This is a genomic window from Lentzea sp. NPDC042327 (genome assembly GCF_040647275.1).
Lineage (GTDB): Bacteria > Actinomycetota > Actinomycetes > Mycobacteriales > Pseudonocardiaceae > Lentzea.
The window spans coordinates 559,023-576,933 of the sequence record NZ_JBEZBX010000001.1; the positions used below are offsets into that span (position 1 = coordinate 559,023).

Here is a 17,911-nt window from a genome sequence, read left to right on the forward strand (position 1 = left end):
CGGGCGCGCGCAAGGTGTCGGCGTGAACCTCACGAACTTCGACCACCAGCGCGTCCAGGTCTCCGACGGCGTCGAGCTGCACGTCGCCACCACCGGCTCCGGCACCCCGGTCGTGCTGCTGCACGGCTTCCCGCAGACGCATCTGATGTGGCGGCACGTCGCCGCCGACCTGGCCGCCGACCACACCGTGATCATGCCCGACCTGCGCGGCTACGGCGACAGCGACAAGCCCGCCGACACCGGTTCCACCTACTCGAAGCGCGCCATGGCCGCTGACGTCGTGGCCGTCGCACGGCACCTGGGCCACGACCGGTTCGCGCTCGTCGGCCACGACCGGGGCGCGCACGTCGCGTTCCGCGCCGGGCTCGACCACCCCGCGCACGTCACGCACCTGGCCTCGCTCGACGTCCTGCCCACGCTGGACACGTGGGACGTCATGCGCGGGACGTCCGGCGTCGTCGGCTTCCACCTGTTCCTGATGGCGCAGCCGCCCGGTCTGGCCGAGGAGCTGATCGGGGCCCGCCCGGACGCGTTCTTCGGCCACTTCCTCGACGTCTGGGGCGGGTCGTCGTTCCCGGCGGAGGTCCGCGCCGAGTACCTGCGCGCCTCCCGCGAGGCGGTCACGTCGATCGTCGCCGACTACCGGGCGATGGCGACGGTCGACGTCGAGCACGACACCGCCGACCTCCGCGCGGGCAACCGGCTGGGGATGCCCGTCACCGTGCTGCAGCAGGACTGGGGTTCCGCGCTCGGGTTCGAGGCTGAGAAGCTGTGGCGGGCCTGGGCCTCCGACCTCGACCACCGCACCGTCTCCTGTGGACATTTCATGGCCGAGGAGGCACCGGGGGTCGTCGTGGGCGCGGTGCGCGATCTGCTGGCCCGCTGAGGGTTGGTGATCGCCACGAGCGGGAATACGGGTGGGAGCTGATCGCCGAGGGGAAGGCCGCCATGTCCGTGTCCGCGCACGAGCGGTTGCTCGCTGACCGCTACGAGCTCGACGACCTGCTGGGCTCGGGCGGCATGGCCGACGTGCACCGCGCGTGGGACACCCGGCTGCACCGCCACGTCGCGGTGAAGCTCTTCCGCGTCGGCTCCGACCTCGCGGACGCGGTCCGGTTCGACAACGAGGTCAAGACCCTGGCCGCGTTGTCGCACCCCGGCCTCGTCCAGGTGCACGACGCCGGGACCACCGGCGGCACGCCGTTCGTCGTGTTGCAGATGGTCGACGGGCAGACGCTGTTCGAGCGCATCGCCGACGGGCCGCTGGAGGTCGGCGAGGTGCGGCGGCTGGGCGCGGAGCTCGCCGACGTGCTGGACTACGTGCACGCCAGGGGTGTGATGCACCGCGACATCAAGCCGTCGAACATCCTGCTCGACCGCGACGGCAACGCCCACCTCGCCGACTTCGGCCTGGCCACGCTGGTCGACGCGACCCGGCTCACCCGGCCCGACCAGCTGGTGGGCACCGCCGCCTACCTCTCGCCGGAGCAGGTCCGCGGCGAGGCCCTCACCTGCGCGGTCGACATCTACTCGCTCGGGCTCCTGCTGCTGGAGTGCCTCACCGGGCGGCGCGAGTACCAGGGCAGCGAGGTCGAGGCCGCCGTCGCCCGCCTGCACCGCCGCCCGGAGATCCCGCGCCACCTGCCCACCGACCTGCGCCGCCTGCTCGACACGATGACCTCGCTGACGCCCCGGCGCCGCCCCACCGCCGCGGAGTGCGCGCGGGCGTTGCGGCACGTCCAGCCGGCGACCAGGCCCGGCATCCCGCTGCAGGCCCGCCACCCGGTGCGGATGCTCCTGGCCGCGGGGGCGTTCGCAGCGGTCGCCACGGCCGGTGTCACCGCGGCGCTGACCGCGTCCACACCGCCGGCCGAGTCCGCGCCGCCGACCACCACCACTGCTCCGGCGACGTCGGCCGTACCCGTAGCCGCCTCGGTGCCGCCGGCGACCACCACGACCGCTCCGGCCGTGCCCGTCCAGGCCGGCGGGAAGGTCGACCGTCCCGAGCGCGAGGACGTGAAGCCGGCCGACCGCAAGCCGGAGGACCGCAAGGGCGACGAGCGCAAGCGGGAGGACCGCAAGGGCAAGGGCGGGCCCGGCAAAGGCTGACACCGCCCGGCGTGCACCGCGTTCAGGCGAGGTGCCCGTCCGGCCGCACCACCCCGGCCGCCGTTCGCACGTGCCCACCCCCGCGCAGCCGTTCGAACAACCGCCCGCCGTCGGGTAGCACCTGGTCCGACACCCTGCGGCCGGTCGCGTACGCCACGTCCAGGCCGGACAGCCGTTCCGCCAGCTCGCGGGACATGTCCGGCGCCGACGCGATCAGGCCGCTCAGCAACGCCCGCAGCGCCTGCCCCTCCGGCGTGTAGGCCGTCATCAACGCGGTCTGCGCCCTGGTGTGGGTGAGCAGCGCGGCGCCGACGGGGTGGCGTTCCTCGTGGTAGGTGTCGAGCAACGCCTCGTCCGCGCGCCCGGTGACGACGGCCGCGAGCTTCCAGCCGAGGTTGTGGGCGTCCTGGATGCCGACGTTCATTCCGACCCCGCCGGTCGGGAAGTGCATGTGGGCGGCGTCGCCGGCGAGCAGCACCGTGCCCGCGCGGTAGGCGGCGGCCTGCCGGGTGGCGTTGCCGAACCGGGACAGCCACCGCGGGTCGCGCATCCCGAAGTCGGTGCCCGCGATGGCCTTCACCACCGCGCGCAGCTCGTCGAGGGTGAGCTCGCCGGGCCACTCCGGCCGGTTGCTCGCGGGATCACCGCCCACGATCCGGTGCACCCCACCCGGCAACGGCACGACCATCAGGCCGCCGTCGGCCCCGGTGGCGCTGGTGAACCCGCGCGAGGGCGGGTCGTCGAGCACCACGTCGCCCAGCCAGCCCCAGGTCGTGGCGTCGGTGCCGGGGAAGTCGACGCCCGCGGCGGCGCGGACGGTGCTGCGGGTCCCGTCGCACCCCACCACGTAGCGCGCGCCGACGACCTCGCCGTCGTCCAGCACCACACCGCCCTCGGTCAGCCCGGTGACCCGGCAGCCGCGCCGCACCACCGCCCCCAGCCCGACCGCTCGCTCTTCGAGCAGCTCCTCCGTCCTGACCTGCGGCAACGCCAGCGTGAACGGGTAGGGCGTGTCGAGGACGGCGAAGTCCAGCCGGTCCGGCAGCCCGCCGAAGTGCCCGTTCGGGATGCGCAGGCCCTCGGCCAGGAACGGCTCCACCACCCCGCGGCAGTCGAGCACCTCGACCGTGCGCGGGTGGATCGTGAGCGCCTTCGAGTTCCGGTCCCGCTCCAGCCGCGCCTCCAGCACCACGACCGAGGCACCGCCCAGCCTCAGCTCCCCCGCCAGCCACAACCCGGTCGGCCCCGCGCCGACGATGACGACGTCCAGCATCAACCCACTCCTCTTGGTCACTGACCAACACTCGGTGCCGTGAGTAGACTAGGTCAGTGACCAAGAGTCAAGCGGACGTGGTGCGCACCGCCCTGGAGATCCTCGACGAGCACGGCGCGGGCGCGGTCTCGCTGCGCGCCATCGCCCAGCGCCTGGACGTGCGGATGAACACCGTCCTGTGGCACGTGAAGACCAAGGCCCGGCTGGAGGAGCTGATGGCCGACGCGATCGTGGCGGGCGTGTCGCTCACCGGCCTGCCGGCCGACTGGCGCGAGCGGGCCGCCGAGATCGCGCGCCGCTACCGCCGGGCCCTGCTCGCCCACCGCGACGGGGCCGTGGTCGTGGCCGGCACCTACGCCGCCGAACCGGCCACTTTGGACGTCGCGGAGGCGCTGTGCGCGGCACTGCTGGAGGGCGGGCTGTCCGAACGGGACGCCGCGTGGACGTTGTGGGACGTCATCTACTTCGTCCTCGGGCTCACGCAGGAGGAGCAGGCACTGCCGGGACGCTCCGCGGATGGTCTGGTGCTGGGTGAACGGCCCGCGTTGCGGCGCGTGCTCCCGTTCCTGACCGAGGAGTCGTTCGACGAGCGGTTCGAGCACGGCCTGGCGAAGCTGGTCGCTACTTTCAGCCCTGCTGAATAGGCCGTGCCACATGTGCGTGGACCCGTCCGCGTGCTGTCGCCGGGACCGGCTGCCCACCGCTGACTCGCGGTGGGCAGCCGGTCGGCACGGGATCAGGCGGTGTGCAGCCGCAGCCCGTAGACGTTCAGGATCTCGTTGATCGGCTGGAACCAGGTGCGGCCACCGCTGGAGCAGTTGCCGTAGCCGCCGGACGTCACGCCCTGGGCCTGGTCACCGGTGATGAACGAGCCGCCGGAGTCGCCGCCCTCGGCGCACACGCTGGTGCCCGCCATCTGGTGCACGTCGCCCTGGGCGTACCGGATCGTCTCGTTGCGGCTCTGGATCGCGCCGCAGTGCCACTTCGTCGTCGAGCCCGAGCGGCACACGGAGGTGCCGACCGGCGCCTCCCACGAGCCGCGGACCAGCACGTCGCTCACCCGGCCCCAGCCGAGCACGACGGGCACGGTCCACCAGCCGCCGCCGGTGCGGACCCAGGCGTAGTCGTTGCCGGGGAAGGAGGAGCCGGCGAAGTTGCCCTGGAAGGAGCGGTCCCAGCCGTACACCGCCGCGCCGTTGCCGCCGCAGTGGCCGGCGGTGACGTAGCCGCCGTGCACCGAGAAGCCGATGGAGCAGCGGACGTTGCCGGTGTAGTACGGGTCGCCGCCGACGGTGCCGGCCGCGAACGGCTGCGGCTGCCGCACGCCGTCGGTGTTGACGCTGATGGCGCCGAACTGCCTGGCCCTGTCGAGGAACGCGGCGACCTCGGCGGTCTGCTTGCCGGCTTCAACGTTGACGACGACCGTGCCGGTCCTGGGGTCCGGGTGCCAGCTCGCGACCGCGGCCGGCACGGCACCGGTCGCGGACAGGGCGTCGAGCCGGTTCTTGTGGGCGTTCATCGACCCGGCGGACCGGGTGACGAGCTTCGCCACGGCGCCGGTGGCCTCGACCCGGCCGGCCGCCGCCCGGTCGGTGACGGCGACGACGAGGCGGTTGTCCTCGAACCAGCTGCCCGCGTGGGCGGTGCCGGCCTCGGCCTCGGCGCGCGGTGCGAGCACCGACGCGCGGTGTTCCTTCTCCAGGCGCAGCCGCGCCTGCTGTTCGGTCAGCCCGAACGCCGAGCTCATCGCCGACAGCAGGCCGGGCGACAGCTCCTGCGCCGAGGCCTGGGCGGGAGCGGTGAAGGTGGACCCGACCAGCACGAGGGCCAGCGCGGGCACGATTCTGGACACGCTGAGACGCACGCTCTTCTCCTTGTCCGTCAGGGGTCGCCTCCCGCCCCGTTGCGGAAGGCGCGAACATGAGAGCGCTCTCACAGTGACGCAGCCGACACCGGCCGGTCAACCGCTGACAAAGCTCCTGTCCTGCCCGATTCCTGACCGAACGGTCCCAACCGGGCAATCAGGTCATCATCACCACCTGGCGCACCGCCTCGCCGGACGCCAGCCGCGCGAAGCCGTCGTTGATCTCCGGCAGCGTCAGCCGGCCGGAGAGCAGGCCGTCGACCGGCAGCCGACCGGCGCGGTAGAGGTCGACGAAGCGCGGCACGTCCCGGCGCGGCACGCACGAACCGAGGTAGCTGCCCTTGAGCGTGCGCTCCTCGGCGACCAGGTTCAGCGCGGGCAGGGTGACGGTCCGGTCGGGGTGCGGCAGGCCGACGGTGACGGTGGTGCCGCCGATCGCGGTGGCGGCGTAGGCCTGCTCCAGCACGGCCGCGACGCCGGTGGTGTCGATGACCTTGTCCGCGCCGCCGCCGGTGAGGTCGCGCAGGTGCGCCACGACGTCCGGGCCGCCCGCCACGTCGTGCGTGGCGCCGAGGGTGCGGGCCAGCTGCCGCTTGTGCTCGACGACGTCCACCGCGACGACCTGCGTGGCACCGGCCGTGACCGCCGCCAGGACGGCCGCGAGACCGACACCGCCCAGACCGAACACGGCGACCCGGTCCCCCGGCACGACCTCGGCGCTGTAGAACGCGGCCCCCGCGCCGGTGAGCACCGCGCACCCGAAGAGCGCAGCGATCTCGGGTGGCAGGTCGGAAGGCACGCGTGTGGCCGACCGGTCGGAGACCACGGTGTACTCGGCGAACCCGGACACGCCGAGGTGGTGGTGCGGCCGGGTGCCGTCCGGGAGGGTCCACCGGCGGTGACCGCTCAGCAGGGTGCCCTCGCGGTTGGCGGCGGCACCCGGTTCGCACAGCGCCTGGCGGCCGGACGCGCACCGGCGGCACGCACCGCAGGCGGGCACGAACGACAGCACGACGTGGTCGCCGGGCGCGAACTCGGAGCTCGGGCCCGCCTCGACGACCTCGCCCGCCGCCTCGTGGCCGAGCACCATCGGCAACGGCCGCAGGCGGGAACCGTCGATCACGGACAGGTCGGAGTGGCACAGGCCGGTGGCGCGCACGCGCACCAGCAGCTCGCCGGGACCGGGCGGGTCGAGGTCGAGGTCGACGACCTCCAGCGGGCCGCCGACGGCCGTGAGCACCGCGCCGCGCGTCTTCACGCGACCACCAGCCCTTCCATCCGGGTGCGCAGGCCCGCGGGGATCTCGACGGGCTTGCGGGTCGTGCGGTCGACGAACACGTGCACGAAGTGGCCCTCCGCCACGACGTCCGCGCTGCCTTCGAGGAAGAACCCGACCTCGTAGCGCACGCTCGACCGGCCGAGGTGCCCGACGCGCAGGCCCGCGTCCAGCGCGTCCGGGAACGCCACCGAGGCGCGGTAGTTGCAGTGGGACTCCACGCACAGGCCGATCTCGGCGCCCTCGTGGATGTCGAGGCCCGCCGCGATCAGCCACGTGTTGATCACGGTGTCCATGAACGCGTAGTGGACGACGTTGTTCACGTGTCCGTAGACGTCGTTGTCCGCCCATCGGGTCGGAATCCGCTGCCAGTGCCGGTACTGCTCGCGCACACGACCACCTTTGCTCTGTTCGGACTTTGCTCTGGTTCTGGCACTGTCAGTCGAGCCTCCTGGTCAGCTCGACCCTCGACCGCACGCCGAGCCGCGCGAAGATGTTGCGCAGGTGGTGCTCGACGGTGCGGTGGCTCAGGAACAACCGCGCGGCGATCTCGCGGTTCGTGGCGCCCTCGGCGACCAGCCGCGCGATCTGCGCCTGCTGCGGCGTCAGCTCGGGCCGGTCACCGGGTTCACCGGTGCTGTCGCCGGCGGCGCGCAGCTCCGCGCTGGCGCGGGCGACCCAGTGGTCGGCCTGGTAGGACTGGAAGATCCGCACCGCGTCGCGCAGGTGGTCGCGCGCCAGCTTGGGTTTGCGGCTCCTGCGCAGCCGGGTGCCGTACAGCAGCTCGGTCTTCGCGAGCTCCATCGCGGTGCCGCTGGCCCGGTGCAGGCGGATGGCCTCCTCGAAGTGCTCGTCGGCGGCGCCGCTGCCGCCTCCGAGCAGCCCGCGGCAGCGGTGGCTCAGCGCGAGGCGGGCCGAGCTGCCCGTCGCCTCCGCCCAGCGTTCGAACCGCCGCAGCGCCCGGTCCCCCGCACCGGGCTGCCCGCACGCGACGGCCGCCTCCACGACCTGCGGTGCGGCCATGACCTTGATGCCGGCGTGGCCGGGGTGCAGGCGCAGCCGGTCGAGCGCGTCGGCGGGCCGGTCCCTGGCCAGGTCGACGCACGCGAACGCCCACGCGCCGAACGTGCCCGGCCGGGTGAGCCCGCGCTGCGTGATGTGCTCGGTGGCGGTGTCGATGCGGTGCAGTGCCGTGTCCGAGTCCCCGCGCAACGCCGCCAGCAGGGCGAGGATCGTCAGGTGGTCGACCACGGCGTTGTGCTGCCCGACCGCCGTCGCCGCGTGCACGCCCTCGGTGGCCGCGGTGAGGGCGGCCGCGTGCTGGTCGAGCAGGAGCGCCGACAACGCGCGGTAGACCAGCGCCCACGGCACCAGCGCGGTGTACCCGCTCTCGCGCGCCGCGGTCACCGCGCTGGTGGCCATCTCGTGCGACCCGACGGCGTCACCGAGCACGTAGGCGGCCTGGCTGGCCCAGATCCGCGGCTGCGCGCCCGGCACCCGGTGGGCGAGCTCGACGACCTCGCGCAACGCGGGCAGCGCCTCGTCGTGGCGGCCGTCGAAGGTGGCGGCCATCCCGGCCAGGTGGCCGAGCGTGAGCCGGGTGGCCGGTGGTTCGTCGGGCAGCCGGATCTCCCTGGCGAACTCGGCGACGGCGCTGTAGCGGCGGTGGTCACCCGCGATGCTCGCCGCCTCGCCCGCGAACCCGAGTGCCGCGACGGCCAGTCCGCGCCGGGTGCCGACGAGGCTGCGCGCGGCCCGCATGAGCCGGTCGGCGGCGACGTCCGGGAGGCTCTCGCCCAGGTCGATGCCGCCGGCGACGAGGTCCATCAGCGCCTTGAGCTCGGGGGTGTCGGTGAGCCGGACCGCGCAGCGCAGCACCGCCCGCGCCTGGTGCGGTGCGCCGCGGGCCCAGTGGTCGGCGGCGGCGTTGAGGAGGCGGCGGGCCTTCTGCTCGGTGTCCGCGGTGAGCTGGGCGGCGCGGTCGTGGTCGCGGGCGGCGGTGGCGAAGTCGCCGCACCGGCGGGCGTGCTCGGCGCTGGCGGTGAGCAGGTCGGCGGGCCCGTCGTCACCGGCCCGGCCGGCGCGGGCGGCGTGCCACGTGCGCCGCGGGCCCGCGGGCAGCAGCTCGGCCAGTTCCGCGTGCGCCCGGAACCGCGCGGCCGGCGACAGGCCCGCGGCCAGCGTCGACCGCACCAGCCGCCGCGGGTCCAGCAGCGTTCCCGCCTCCGTCACCGCCTCCAAGTCCCCGGTGAGCCGCGCCAGGTCGTCCGCGGTCAGCTCCTCGTCCACGGCGGCCAGCGCCACCGCGGTCCGCGCTCGTTCCGACAGCCCCGCGAACCGCGCCAGCAGCCGCGCCCGCAACGAGCTGGCCTGCGGCAACCCGTCCGGTGGCGGCGCGATGCCGCCGAGCTGGTCCGACGTGAGCGCCCCCGCCAGCTCCACCAGCGCGAGCGGGTTGCCGCACGCCAGGTCGGCGAGGTCGACCGCCAGCGCGGGTGGGAGGCCCGGCAGCAGGTCGTGCAGCACGAGCAGGCTCTCGGCCCGGTCCAGCGGGTCGAGCACCACGTGCGGCAGCCCGAACGCCTCCCCCTCGGTGGCGATGAGCAGCGCCGCCCGCGTCCCGGTCACGTCGGCGGCGAGCCGGCGCAGGTCGTCGTCGAGCTCGCGCACGTCGTCGAGGCACAGCACCGCCTCGTGCGAACGGCGGGCGTGGTCGAGCAGGGCGGTCCGGCCACTGCCCGGTTCGCCGCACACGACGAGCACCCCGCCGTGGCCGGCTCGCGCACGTCGGAGCAACGCGTCCACGGCGACGCGCTGCCGGTCACGGCCACGCAACATCGGGCCAGTTTCACCGCGGTGGAGGCCCAGCGGAAGGGGTCTGGGACAAATTCAACTACCAGCGTTAGTTTTACCGCTGAAGTTCTTCGCGAGACCGGTGGTTGCACCGATGCGGACCCGTGCGCGGCGGTTGCAGGGTCGAGAGGTCCTCGCACTTCCCCTGCCGAATGAGGTGTACAACGCCGTGCAACTCCGCTCCCTGCTCCCCCTGGCGCTCACGCTGGTGCTCGTCACCGGCACCGGTACCGCACACGCGGCCAACCCCTACGAACGCGGTCCCGCCCCGACGAACGCGAGCATCGAGGCGCTCCGCGGGCCGTTCGCCGTGTCGGAGACCTCGGTGTCCTCCCTGGTCGGCGGTTTCGGCGGCGGCACGATCTACTACCCGACGAGCACCGCCTCCGGCACGTTCGGCGCCGTCGCGATCTCCCCCGGCTACACCGGCACGCAGTCCAGCATCTCGTGGCTGGGCCCGCGCCTCGCGTCCCAGGGCTTCGTGGTGTTCACCATCGACACGAACACGATCTACGACCAGCCCGACAGCCGCGCCTCCCAGCTGCTCGCCGCGCTGGACTACCTGACCCAGCAGAGCAGCGTCCGGTCCCGCATCGACACCACCCGGCTCGGTGTCATGGGCCACTCGATGGGCGGCGGCGGCACGTTGCGCGCCGCCAGCCAGCGCCCCGCCCTGCAGGCGGCGATCCCGCTGACCGGCTGGCACACCACGAAGAACTGGTCGTCGGTGCGCGTGCCGACGCTCGTGGTCGGCGCGGAGGACGACTCGATCGCACCGGTCGCGTCGCACTCGGAGCCGTTCTACACGTCGCTGCCGTCCACGCTCGACAAGGCGTACCTGGAGCTCAACAACGCGAACCACTTCGCGCCGAACTCGAACAACACGACGATCGCGAAGTACAGCATCTCGTGGCTCAAGCGGTTCATCGACAACGACACCCGCTACGAGCAGTTCCTCTGCCCGGCACCGGGCCGCAGCACCCTGATCGAGGAGTACCGCGACACCTGCCCGCACTCGTAACCCGGTCATGGGTCGCAGCGCCGCGACCCGCGCCACCCCGGCCTTCGCCCTCATCGGGTGGGGCCGGGGTTCGGCCGCTCTAGCTGACGTGCTCCTCCACGACCCACGACCGCGTCCGCGACCGGTCCAGGAACAACGCCTCGTCGGCGGCCACCCCGGACCCCTCGGCGAGCACGAGCGCGAGCCACCGCTGCCGGGTGGGCTCGTCGGCGAACCTCATGTGGGTGAGGACGTCGAACTCCACGTCGGCGGACTCCGGCAGGTAGTTGCGGGCGTAGTAGTCCGGCGGTGGCGCGACGCTGAGGACGAGCGGCACGTGGTGGTGCTCGTAGTAGTCGACGAACTCGGCTCGGGTGAACCCGCGGTGTGCCTTGAGCAGAGCCATGGTCGTGATCACGACGGGTGTCAGCTCTCCCAGACGATCGGCGACTTCACGTAGTCGTCGCCGCGGTTGTACTCGCCCGCGACGACCTTGGAGCCGTCCGTGGCCGCGGTCAGCACGCAGGTCTCGTACGTCTCGCCGGCGGCGGTGAACGTCTTCGGGGCGCTGGTGGAGTCGCAGTTCGGGGTGTCGCCGCTGATGATCACGCCGGTGCCCTTGCCGTCGGCGCCGAGACCGCGCAGGGAGATCGAGATGTAGCGCAGGTCGGTACCGCTCAGGTTCTCGACCTTCACCCGCAGGTAGAACGGCGTGATGCCCTTGGCCTTGTCGCCGAACTTCGCGAGGTCCTCCTTCGCGCCCTGCTCGATGGCGGTGAGGGTGACGGCCACGGTGCCGCTCTTGTCGCCGAGCGTGAAGGGGATGACCGCGCGGGAGCCGACCTTGAGCTTCGAACCGGGCGCGGTGACCTCGCCGCCGGCGGCGATCGGGGCGTTCGAGGTGGAGCTGGGCTTCGAGGTGGTGCTGCTCGTCGTCTCCGCCGCGGTCGTGGTCTCGGCGGGCGTGGGAGAGCCGCTGGTCTCGGAGCCGCACGCCGACAGGAGCAAGCCCGCCGCGGCGACGATGATCAGGGAACGTCGGGCGTGCGTCACTGCGGAACTCCTCGCTGCGGAACCTGGGGCTGCCCAGCAGGCTAGGTCGCGGGTGGACGGTCCGGTATCGGTCGTTCGCACCACACGCGACTCACAGGTCGTCGAGCCCGATCAGACCGTCCTGGATGGCCCGTGCCACGAGCGCCGCCTTCGTGGGCGCCTGCCGGCCGATCGCCGCGTACTTCACCCTGATCCGCTCCAGGTGCGAGTTCACCGTGCTGAGCGCGATGTTGAGCCGTTGCGCCACGAACTCCTTCGACTCCGACTGGAACCACTCGACCAGCACCTCGGTCTCGCGCGGCGACAGCGCGGGCCGCGTCTCCGACCGGTCCCCCGCCAGCGCGCCCGCGAGTGCCGGCGGAGTGTAGGACTGCCCGTCCGCCGCCGCGCGCACGGCCTGCACGAGGTGCTCGGCGCCCTCGGCCTTCGTCAGGTAGCTGAGCGCGCCGAGCTCCAGGCACTGCAGGGCGATCTCGTCGTCGGCGCGCATGGAATACACGACGACCCGGCGACCGTCCTCGGCCAGCCTGCGCAGCTCCGCCGTCGCGGGCGTGACACCGCCCAGGTGCAGGTCGAGCACGACCACGGCGTCCTGCGGCGCGGCCCAGGCGACCTCGACGTCCTCCCCGCTGCCCACGAGCACGATCGGTGGCTCCGCTGTGGACAGCCAGTGCGCGACCCCCGCCCGCACCACGGGGTGGTCGTCCACCACGACCGCCGTCACGTCGCCCGCCATCGCGCCTCGCTCCTCACCAGTCCGCTGTGGACGCTCGTCTCGACCGCGACCACCTCCGGCACGCCGTCGTGGTGCGGCAGCTCTCCCGGCGCGTCCGCCACCACCGCCACCCGCACCTCCGTGGCCGTCCGGAGCAGACTCACCTTCGCACGCCCACCGGCCACGGCGAGCGCACGGGCCATCGGCGCGACCAGCTCCCGCCGCACCTCCGTGGGCACCGGCGTGGCCGTGCCGCTGACCGCGAGCGACACCACCACCCCGCGCCGTTCCGCGACGTCCACACAGGCCGTCAGCTCGTGCAGCAACGGGTCCGGCACGTCGTCGTTCTCCGCGAACAACCGCCGCAGCTGCACCGCCGCCACCGAGCACCGCACCCGCGTCGGCTCGTCCGCGACGCTCACGACCTCGTCGGCGAGGTCCGCCAGCAGCGGCAGCACCGCCCCCAGCTGCCCCTCGAACCCGGCCCGCAGGTCCTGCTCCCGCTGCCGCGCCAACTCCTCCCGCGTGCGCGCCGCGTCGTGCTCGGCGGCCGCCTCCGCGGCGAGCCGCCCGTCCCGCAGGAGCACCCTCGTGATCACCATGACGCCGACCTGGAAGCTCGTGCCGCTGAGGATGACGACCCCCGCGGTACCCCCGTCGCCGTTGCCGGCGTGCAGGAACCACCCGACCGACAGGGCGAGGTGGGCGCCGAGGGCGGCGACGAGGGGCCGGGGCCGTTCGACGAGGACGAGCAGCAGGTACCAGCCGATGAGCCCGAACGCCCAGTCCCGCGACCCGAGCGGCGTGCCGGCGGCCTGGGCGGTGGTGGCGAGGACCGACGCCACCAGGACCACGGCGGTGAGCCCCGCGGCCACCGCGGTGCCGAGCTGGGCGCGACCGGCGGCGACGTGGCCGGCGACGATCGCGAGGACCGCGGTCAGGAGGGTGTACGCGGTCCACGCGGTGGTGGAGCCGGGGCCGATGGCCAGGGACGGAAGGGTGAGGACCAGTTGGATGGCGGTGACGACGACCAGCAGGACCTGGCGGGTGGTGGTGACGACGGCGAGATCGGTCATCGCCCACCGGCCCGGTCGGGGGCTGCGGAGTGGTCGGGGGTTCCGGGCGGGTCGAGGGTTGCGGGGCGGTCGAGGGCTGCCGCGTGGTCGGCCGGGCTTTTGCCGGCGGTCCACGCCAGCCGAACCGTCGTCCCCGCTCCCGGCACCGAGTCGATCTCCACCGACCCGCCGACGGCGCGCACCCGTTCCACGACGGACTCCCGCACCCCGCGCCGGTGCGGCGCGACGTCCGCCGGCACGAACCCCGGGCCGTCGTCGCGCACCACCACGGTGGCGCCACCGTCCACCCGCGACACGACCACGTCCGCGGTCGCGCCGGGTGCGTGCCGGGCCACGTTCGTCAGCAGCTCCCGCACGGACCGCACGAACGCCAGCGCCACCACGGCGGGCACCGGCACGGCCTCCACCGGCGCAACCGCGACCCGCGCGTCGACCTGGCCCCCGGCCACCGCCGACCCGGCCGCAACCCGCACCCCGGCCCGGTCCCGCCCCACCGCCACGAGCGCCGCACCGAGGTCGACCGTCCCCTGGGCGTTGTCCCGCTCGGCCAGCACCACCAGGTCCCGCCGGGCCTGCGCGGCCACGGCCGAGGGCTCACCGCCATGCGCCGCCATGAGGAAGGTCGCCGCCGCCGTGTCGTGCAGCAACGCCAGGTACTCGCGTTCCCGCCGGCTGCGGTCCAGCGCCACGGCCGCCGCCCGGTTCTGCGAGGCGGCGCGTTCGCGCAGAACGTCGACGCGGCGGCTGGAGCGGCGCAGGAGCTCGTAGGCGAGCCGGGCCAGCACCGACTCCAGCACCGCGCGCACCAGGACGTCCGGTCCGGCCGCCGTCACCGCCACGACCAGCAGCAACGCCGTCGCGGGCACGGTGACCCGCGGCGGGTGCTGCCACTGCCAGGTGATCAGGGTGGTGGTGAGGACGGTGAGCGTCCACTGCTCGGCGGTGCCGCCCAGCACGACGAACAGCACCACCACCCGCGCGAACGCCACCGGCAGGGCCACACCGGGCAGGCGGAAGTCGGCGGCGGAGGTGAGCACGACGAACGCGAACAGCGTCCAGCCCGCCGCGGAGCCCGCGGACAGCGCGCCGAAGAGGCTGATCAGGACGACACCGGCGCCGCGGACGGGACCCGCGAGGCGGGACACCGTCGCGAGGAGCCTCGCCTCCAGCAGCACGCCCGGCATTGTGCCAGGTCAGCTCTCGTGCGCCGCGGCAGTCAGGCGGCGGTGTCCCTGGTGCGCCGGACCGCGACCACGATCAACGCGATCAGGCCGAACAGGGGGATCGTGCTGATCGCCCAGGACAGGCCCATCGGCGGGCCGGGCTGTTCCATCACCTGGAGGTTCTTCAGCTCACCGGTGCCGGTGCCGGCCGGTCCGGTGATGTCGAACCGCATCGCCCACGTCCCCGGCACGGGCAGCGCCTGCACGTCCAGTCCCCACACCTCGCGCTTGCGGGGGTGGCGGGCCAGCGGGTCGTCGCCGACCACCTTGTCGGCGTGCACCAGCGTCAGCGTGCCCTGCTTGCCGGTGATGCCGTCCTCGGGCGCGAACGTGAAGTCCAGCGACTGCATGGCCTTGAGCGGCCAGGTGCTGAACCCGACGGTCAGGTCGTACGGGCCGGCCTTGACCTTCTCGGTGTGCACGACGTTCACCGGTTCGAAGGCCAGCGCCGGGGCGGCGAGACCGAACAGCAGGGCGGCCGCACCGGCCAGTCCCAGCACCGTCTTACGCATGGCTGTTCTCCTTTGCCGGCGCCAGGTGGCGCAGCGTGCGGCCGAAGCGGCGGCCGGCCAGGCCGGCGAGGGCGCCGAAGACCGCGCCGGCGGCGATGGTGGCGAGGTAGCGGTCGGTCGCGGGGAACCGGCCGTCGCCGAAGACGAGGATGCGCTGCACCGGCGCGCAGGCCGTGATGAGCACGCCGCCGAGCGCGCCGGGGACCCACGCGGGCAGCCGGTGCAGCAGCTCGGCGGCGACCCCGACGAGGACCAGCGCCATCGGGATCATGTTGGGCAGCGCGGGAACGCCGTCGGTGTAGTCGCGCAGCGGCAGCCCGGTGGCGGAGGCGTAGACCTCGGTCGCCCACGGCGAGAACCACCAGAACACCGCCTGCAGCGCCGCGACCACCACCGCGACGGCGAGCGCCCCACCGCGGCGGTTCAGCGCGTTGCCCGCCATGAACAGGATCAGCACGGAGAAGAACGCGGCGCCGACGTTGATCGAGTTCACGACCCCGTTCGGCAGCGCCTGCAGGCCGATGACGGTCACCATGCTGAACGCGAGCAGCACCGCCGAGGCGCCGACCACGCCGTAGGCGCCCCACGGCCGGTCACGGGCGACGGCGAACACCATCACCGCGCCGACCATCGTGATCGAGATCGACAGCAGCAGGCCGATGTGCGGCGGCGAGGCGATCACCGCGTCGAAGCCGTACAGGCTGTGCCACCACTGGTCCCACAGCCCGTAGACGAGGAACAGCGCCGCGCCGATGCCGGAGATCAGGTAGCCGACGGGTGCGGAGAACGTGCGGCCGAAGACGCCGACAGCGCGGCCGCCGACGATCGGGTCGACGTGCCGGTCGCGCTTCGCGGCGGCCGTCGTCATCAGCACGACGGCGAGGCTCGCCAGGCCCGAGATCGCGCTGCCCGCGTACAGGAACAGGTGCGGCATCGTGAAGAACGTGTCGGGCCCGACGTCGGTGTGCCACTGGATGTCCCAGGTCAAGCCGATCAACGAGATCAGGGTGCCGCCGACCACGAGACCCGCCGGCACCACCCCCTTCGGGACGGTCCTGGCTGACGGTGCGGCCACCGTCGACGCCGTGATGTCCATCGTTCCTCCCCCTTCAGGTGAGCAGCAGCGGGATGACGACCCGCTGCTCGCTGAGTGACACGGTGATCTCCCACTGCCCGGCCATGAACAGGTCGACGGCGCCGACCCGGTAGTGGCCGGGTTCGAGCGGGGCCGCGGTGACCGGGGCGACCGCGTGGCCCATCTGCGGCATCGCCGGCTCGACCACCACCTCGCCGTGGGCGGGGCTGCCGGACCGGTCGGTGATGCGCAGGTCGAACGAGTTGGTGCCGGTCCGCGTGCTCGTGGGCGTGAGGACGAACCGCAGCCGGTCGGTCTCGGCGAGGTGCGACTGCGCCTCGACGGTGCGCGGCCACAGCACGACGAGCACGCCCACCAGTGCGGCGACTCCGGCCAGCACGGCCACGACGTAGGTGCCCCTGGTGCGTTTCACTTGGTGGCGACCCCCTTCGCCGCGGGCACGTCCACGACCTTCGGCACGGTGACGATCGAGTAGTCCCGTTCGACCTGGATCCACACGAGGTAGCGGCCGGGCAACGGGAACGAGTAGGTGAACGGCACGTCCGGTCCGTAGGCCGCGACGCTCTCGTCGGGCTGGTCCGGCATGCCCGGCACCGGCGGGATCATCGAGTGCACGTGCGCCCAGATCGGTGCCTCGGCCACACCACCGGTGACGGGACCGTCGCCGACCGGACCGACGACGATCATGTGGCCGAGCATGCCCAGCCACGGTTGCAGGTCGCGCTCGCCGAAGCGGGCGGTGAGCGTGCTGGGCCGGCCCGCTTCCCGGAGGTCCGCCGCCACGTCGGCCTTCCCGTCGTGGGCAACGGGAGAACCGGTGCCGGCGACGTCGATGCGGGAGCGCAGCAGCTGCACTCCCCCGCCGCGCCGGGCGATCTCCGCGGCGAGCGCGTGCACGCCCCGTTCCGCGCCGGACAGCCGGGTGCGGTACTCGCCCGGCCCGGTGCGGACCGGGTGCAGGTGCCGCAGCGCCCCGGTGGGCGACACCACGACGAGGTGCACGAACGCGTTGTCGTGCACCAGCAGGTCGTCCACCGGCCGGCCGGACGAGCCGTCGGTCAGGTCCAGCACGAGGTCCGCGCCGTCCATGCGCGGCACCAGGTTCACCGGCGGCCGGGAGAAGTCCGTTGTGGACGTTCGTTGCCACGGGTCGAGCACGGTGTCGTAGGTGGGGTCGAGCTGCGCGCCGGGTGCCGGTGCCGGGGGGATGCTCGGTGCGAGCAGCGCCGCCGTCACCGCGACGGCCACGGCCGCGACCATCCCGCCGGCCGGTACGAGGGCCAGCGAGGGCATTCCCAGCACCGCCAGCACCAGCGCGGCGAACAGCAGCACGCCGGCCGCGATGAACCCGCCGTAGGTCGCGTTCTCCCACGGTGGTGCGACGTTGGCCGGCACGACGAACGGGATCGTCGCCTCGTCGACCACCAGCTCCCACGGGCCGGGCCGGTCGACCTCCACGACACCGGAGTGGAAGCCAGGCGTGGCACCGAGGACCACCTTCGCCGTGCTCGACCGGGCACCGGCGGCCCGCGCGGTCAGCGTGAGCTCGCCCGGCGGTGTGCCGGCGTGGGTGACCACGTCGACGTGCACCGGTCCGGGCACCTCCGCGACCCGCCGGATGATCACGGTCAGCTCGCGGTCGCCCAGGCTCTGCGCGACGTGCAGGTCGCTGCCCGACTGGGCACCGTCGGCCAGCGCGGGGGCCGCGACCGAGAAGACCGCCCCCAGCACCAGCAGCAGGATCGCACCACTTCGCTTCATCGTGACCGAAGATAGCGATCATGACCCGCGGGCCGCGTCACTGCGGGGTCGGAAACCGGGTCCCCCGCACGGGGGATTTCCGACCCCTGCACAGCGGGAG

The 17,911-nt window shown here is 73.6% G+C and carries 18 protein-coding genes; 4 read left to right on the forward strand and 14 right to left on the reverse strand.

Features of this window, described 5'->3' with window-relative positions:
- The first annotated feature begins 22 nt into the window (after positions 1-22).
- Both AB0A63_RS02255 and AB0A63_RS02260 read left to right on the forward strand, forming a co-directional pair.
- Positions 23-886, forward strand: a complete 864-nt coding sequence (locus tag AB0A63_RS02255; RefSeq protein WP_360384373.1) for an alpha/beta hydrolase — start codon at positions 23-25, stop codon at positions 884-886.
- 62 nt (positions 887-948) lie between these two features.
- Positions 949-2,109, forward strand: coding sequence for a serine/threonine-protein kinase (locus AB0A63_RS02260; protein ID WP_360384375.1), 1,161 nt, complete (start codon positions 949-951; stop codon positions 2,107-2,109).
- Positions 2,110-2,131: 22 nt separating this feature from the next.
- Here the strand turns inward: AB0A63_RS02260 and AB0A63_RS02265 are convergent, their stop codons facing one another.
- Positions 2,132-3,382 (reverse strand): FAD-dependent monooxygenase, encoded by a 1,251-nt coding sequence (locus tag AB0A63_RS02265; RefSeq protein WP_360384377.1) that lies wholly within the window; start codon positions 3,380-3,382, stop codon positions 2,132-2,134.
- 56 nt (positions 3,383-3,438) lie between these two features.
- Here AB0A63_RS02265 and AB0A63_RS02270 point away from each other — a divergent pair, with 56 nt between their 5' ends.
- Complete coding sequence (locus AB0A63_RS02270) at positions 3,439-4,026, forward strand: TetR/AcrR family transcriptional regulator C-terminal domain-containing protein (protein ID WP_360384378.1); 588 nt, start codon at positions 3,439-3,441, stop codon at positions 4,024-4,026.
- Positions 4,027-4,118: 92 nt separating this feature from the next.
- Here AB0A63_RS02270 and AB0A63_RS02275 read toward each other — a convergent pair whose 3' ends face one another.
- The 4 genes from AB0A63_RS02275 to AB0A63_RS02290 all read right to left on the reverse strand — a co-directional run bounded on the left by AB0A63_RS02275 (position 4,119) and on the right by AB0A63_RS02290 (position 9,360).
- Entirely contained in the window at positions 4,119-5,213 is a 1,095-nt protein-coding gene (locus tag AB0A63_RS02275) for a S1 family peptidase (RefSeq protein ID WP_360384976.1), read from the reverse strand.
- A 190-nt stretch (positions 5,214-5,403) separates the two neighbouring features.
- The gene (locus tag AB0A63_RS02280) at positions 5,404-6,504 is read right to left on the reverse strand and encodes a zinc-binding dehydrogenase (protein ID WP_360384380.1); all 1,101 of its coding nucleotides are present in this window, start codon (positions 6,502-6,504) and stop codon (positions 5,404-5,406) included.
- Positions 6,501-6,914, reverse strand: a complete 414-nt coding sequence (locus tag AB0A63_RS02285) for a thioesterase family protein (RefSeq protein ID WP_360384382.1) — start codon at positions 6,912-6,914, stop codon at positions 6,501-6,503. The genes AB0A63_RS02280 and AB0A63_RS02285 overlap by 4 nt, the downstream gene beginning before the upstream one ends.
- A gap of 46 nt (positions 6,915-6,960) precedes the next feature.
- On the reverse strand, positions 6,961-9,360 hold the full coding sequence (locus AB0A63_RS02290) for a LuxR family transcriptional regulator (protein WP_360384384.1): 2,400 nt from the start codon (positions 9,358-9,360) through the stop codon (positions 6,961-6,963).
- 199 nt (positions 9,361-9,559) lie between these two features.
- On the opposite strand from AB0A63_RS02290, the gene AB0A63_RS02295 reads away from it, so the two are divergent.
- Positions 9,560-10,396, forward strand: coding sequence for a dienelactone hydrolase family protein (locus AB0A63_RS02295; RefSeq protein ID WP_360384978.1), 837 nt, complete (start codon positions 9,560-9,562; stop codon positions 10,394-10,396).
- A 79-nt stretch (positions 10,397-10,475) separates the two neighbouring features.
- Here AB0A63_RS02295 and AB0A63_RS02300 read toward each other — a convergent pair whose 3' ends face one another.
- The 9 genes from AB0A63_RS02300 to AB0A63_RS02340 form a co-directional block, all read right to left on the reverse strand.
- Positions 10,476-10,793: an EthD domain-containing protein gene (locus AB0A63_RS02300; RefSeq protein WP_360384387.1), complete on the reverse strand. Its 318-nt coding sequence runs from the start codon at positions 10,791-10,793 to the stop codon at positions 10,476-10,478.
- A gap of 8 nt (positions 10,794-10,801) precedes the next feature.
- On the reverse strand, positions 10,802-11,428 hold the full coding sequence (locus AB0A63_RS02305) for a hypothetical protein (RefSeq protein ID WP_360384389.1): 627 nt from the start codon (positions 11,426-11,428) through the stop codon (positions 10,802-10,804).
- Positions 11,429-11,519: 91 nt separating this feature from the next.
- Positions 11,520-12,164 (reverse strand): response regulator transcription factor, encoded by a 645-nt coding sequence (locus AB0A63_RS02310; protein WP_360384391.1) that lies wholly within the window; start codon positions 12,162-12,164, stop codon positions 11,520-11,522.
- Positions 12,149-13,219 (reverse strand): hypothetical protein, encoded by a 1,071-nt coding sequence (locus AB0A63_RS02315; protein ID WP_360384393.1) that lies wholly within the window; start codon positions 13,217-13,219, stop codon positions 12,149-12,151. Before AB0A63_RS02315 ends, AB0A63_RS02310 begins: the two co-directional genes overlap by 16 nt.
- The gene (locus AB0A63_RS02320) at positions 13,216-14,403 is read right to left on the reverse strand and encodes an ATP-binding protein (RefSeq protein WP_360384395.1); all 1,188 of its coding nucleotides are present in this window, start codon (positions 14,401-14,403) and stop codon (positions 13,216-13,218) included. Before AB0A63_RS02320 ends, AB0A63_RS02315 begins: the two co-directional genes overlap by 4 nt.
- A gap of 32 nt (positions 14,404-14,435) precedes the next feature.
- Positions 14,436-14,954, reverse strand: a complete 519-nt coding sequence (locus tag AB0A63_RS02325; RefSeq protein WP_360384397.1) for a hypothetical protein — start codon at positions 14,952-14,954, stop codon at positions 14,436-14,438.
- Positions 14,947-16,050, reverse strand: coding sequence for a hypothetical protein (locus tag AB0A63_RS02330; protein ID WP_360384399.1), 1,104 nt, complete (start codon positions 16,048-16,050; stop codon positions 14,947-14,949). The genes AB0A63_RS02325 and AB0A63_RS02330 overlap by 8 nt, the downstream gene beginning before the upstream one ends.
- A 13-nt stretch (positions 16,051-16,063) precedes the next feature.
- Positions 16,064-16,462, reverse strand: coding sequence for a FixH family protein (locus AB0A63_RS02335; RefSeq protein ID WP_360384401.1), 399 nt, complete (start codon positions 16,460-16,462; stop codon positions 16,064-16,066).
- The gene (locus tag AB0A63_RS02340) at positions 16,459-17,811 is read right to left on the reverse strand and encodes a hypothetical protein (RefSeq protein WP_360384403.1); all 1,353 of its coding nucleotides are present in this window, start codon (positions 17,809-17,811) and stop codon (positions 16,459-16,461) included. Before AB0A63_RS02340 ends, AB0A63_RS02335 begins: the two co-directional genes overlap by 4 nt.
- Positions 17,812-17,911: the final 100 nt, after the last annotated feature.

What these genes read in the sequence shown, in the direction of transcription:
- AB0A63_RS02330 (WP_360384399.1), bottom strand. Translation starts at nt 16,050, where the DNA reads ATGGACATCACGGCGTCGACGGTGGCCGCACCGTCAGCCAGGACCGTC.
- AB0A63_RS02260 (WP_360384375.1), top strand. Translation starts at nt 949, where the DNA reads ATGTCCGTGTCCGCGCACGAGCGGTTGCTCGCTGACCGCTACGAGCTC.
- AB0A63_RS02290 (WP_360384384.1), bottom strand. Translation starts at nt 9,360, where the DNA reads ATGTTGCGTGGCCGTGACCGGCAGCGCGTCGCCGTGGACGCGTTGCTC.
- AB0A63_RS02325 (WP_360384397.1), bottom strand. Translation starts at nt 14,954, where the DNA reads ATGCGTAAGACGGTGCTGGGACTGGCCGGTGCGGCCGCCCTGCTGTTC.
- AB0A63_RS02340 (WP_360384403.1), bottom strand. Translation starts at nt 17,811, where the DNA reads ATGAAGCGAAGTGGTGCGATCCTGCTGCTGGTGCTGGGGGCGGTCTTC.
- AB0A63_RS02320 (WP_360384395.1), bottom strand. Translation starts at nt 14,403, where the DNA reads ATGCCGGGCGTGCTGCTGGAGGCGAGGCTCCTCGCGACGGTGTCCCGC.
- AB0A63_RS02265 (WP_360384377.1), bottom strand. Translation starts at nt 3,382, where the DNA reads ATGCTGGACGTCGTCATCGTCGGCGCGGGGCCGACCGGGTTGTGGCTG.
- AB0A63_RS02315 (WP_360384393.1), bottom strand. Translation starts at nt 13,219, where the DNA reads ATGACCGATCTCGCCGTCGTCACCACCACCCGCCAGGTCCTGCTGGTC.
- AB0A63_RS02310 (WP_360384391.1), bottom strand. Translation starts at nt 12,164, where the DNA reads ATGGCGGGCGACGTGACGGCGGTCGTGGTGGACGACCACCCCGTGGTG.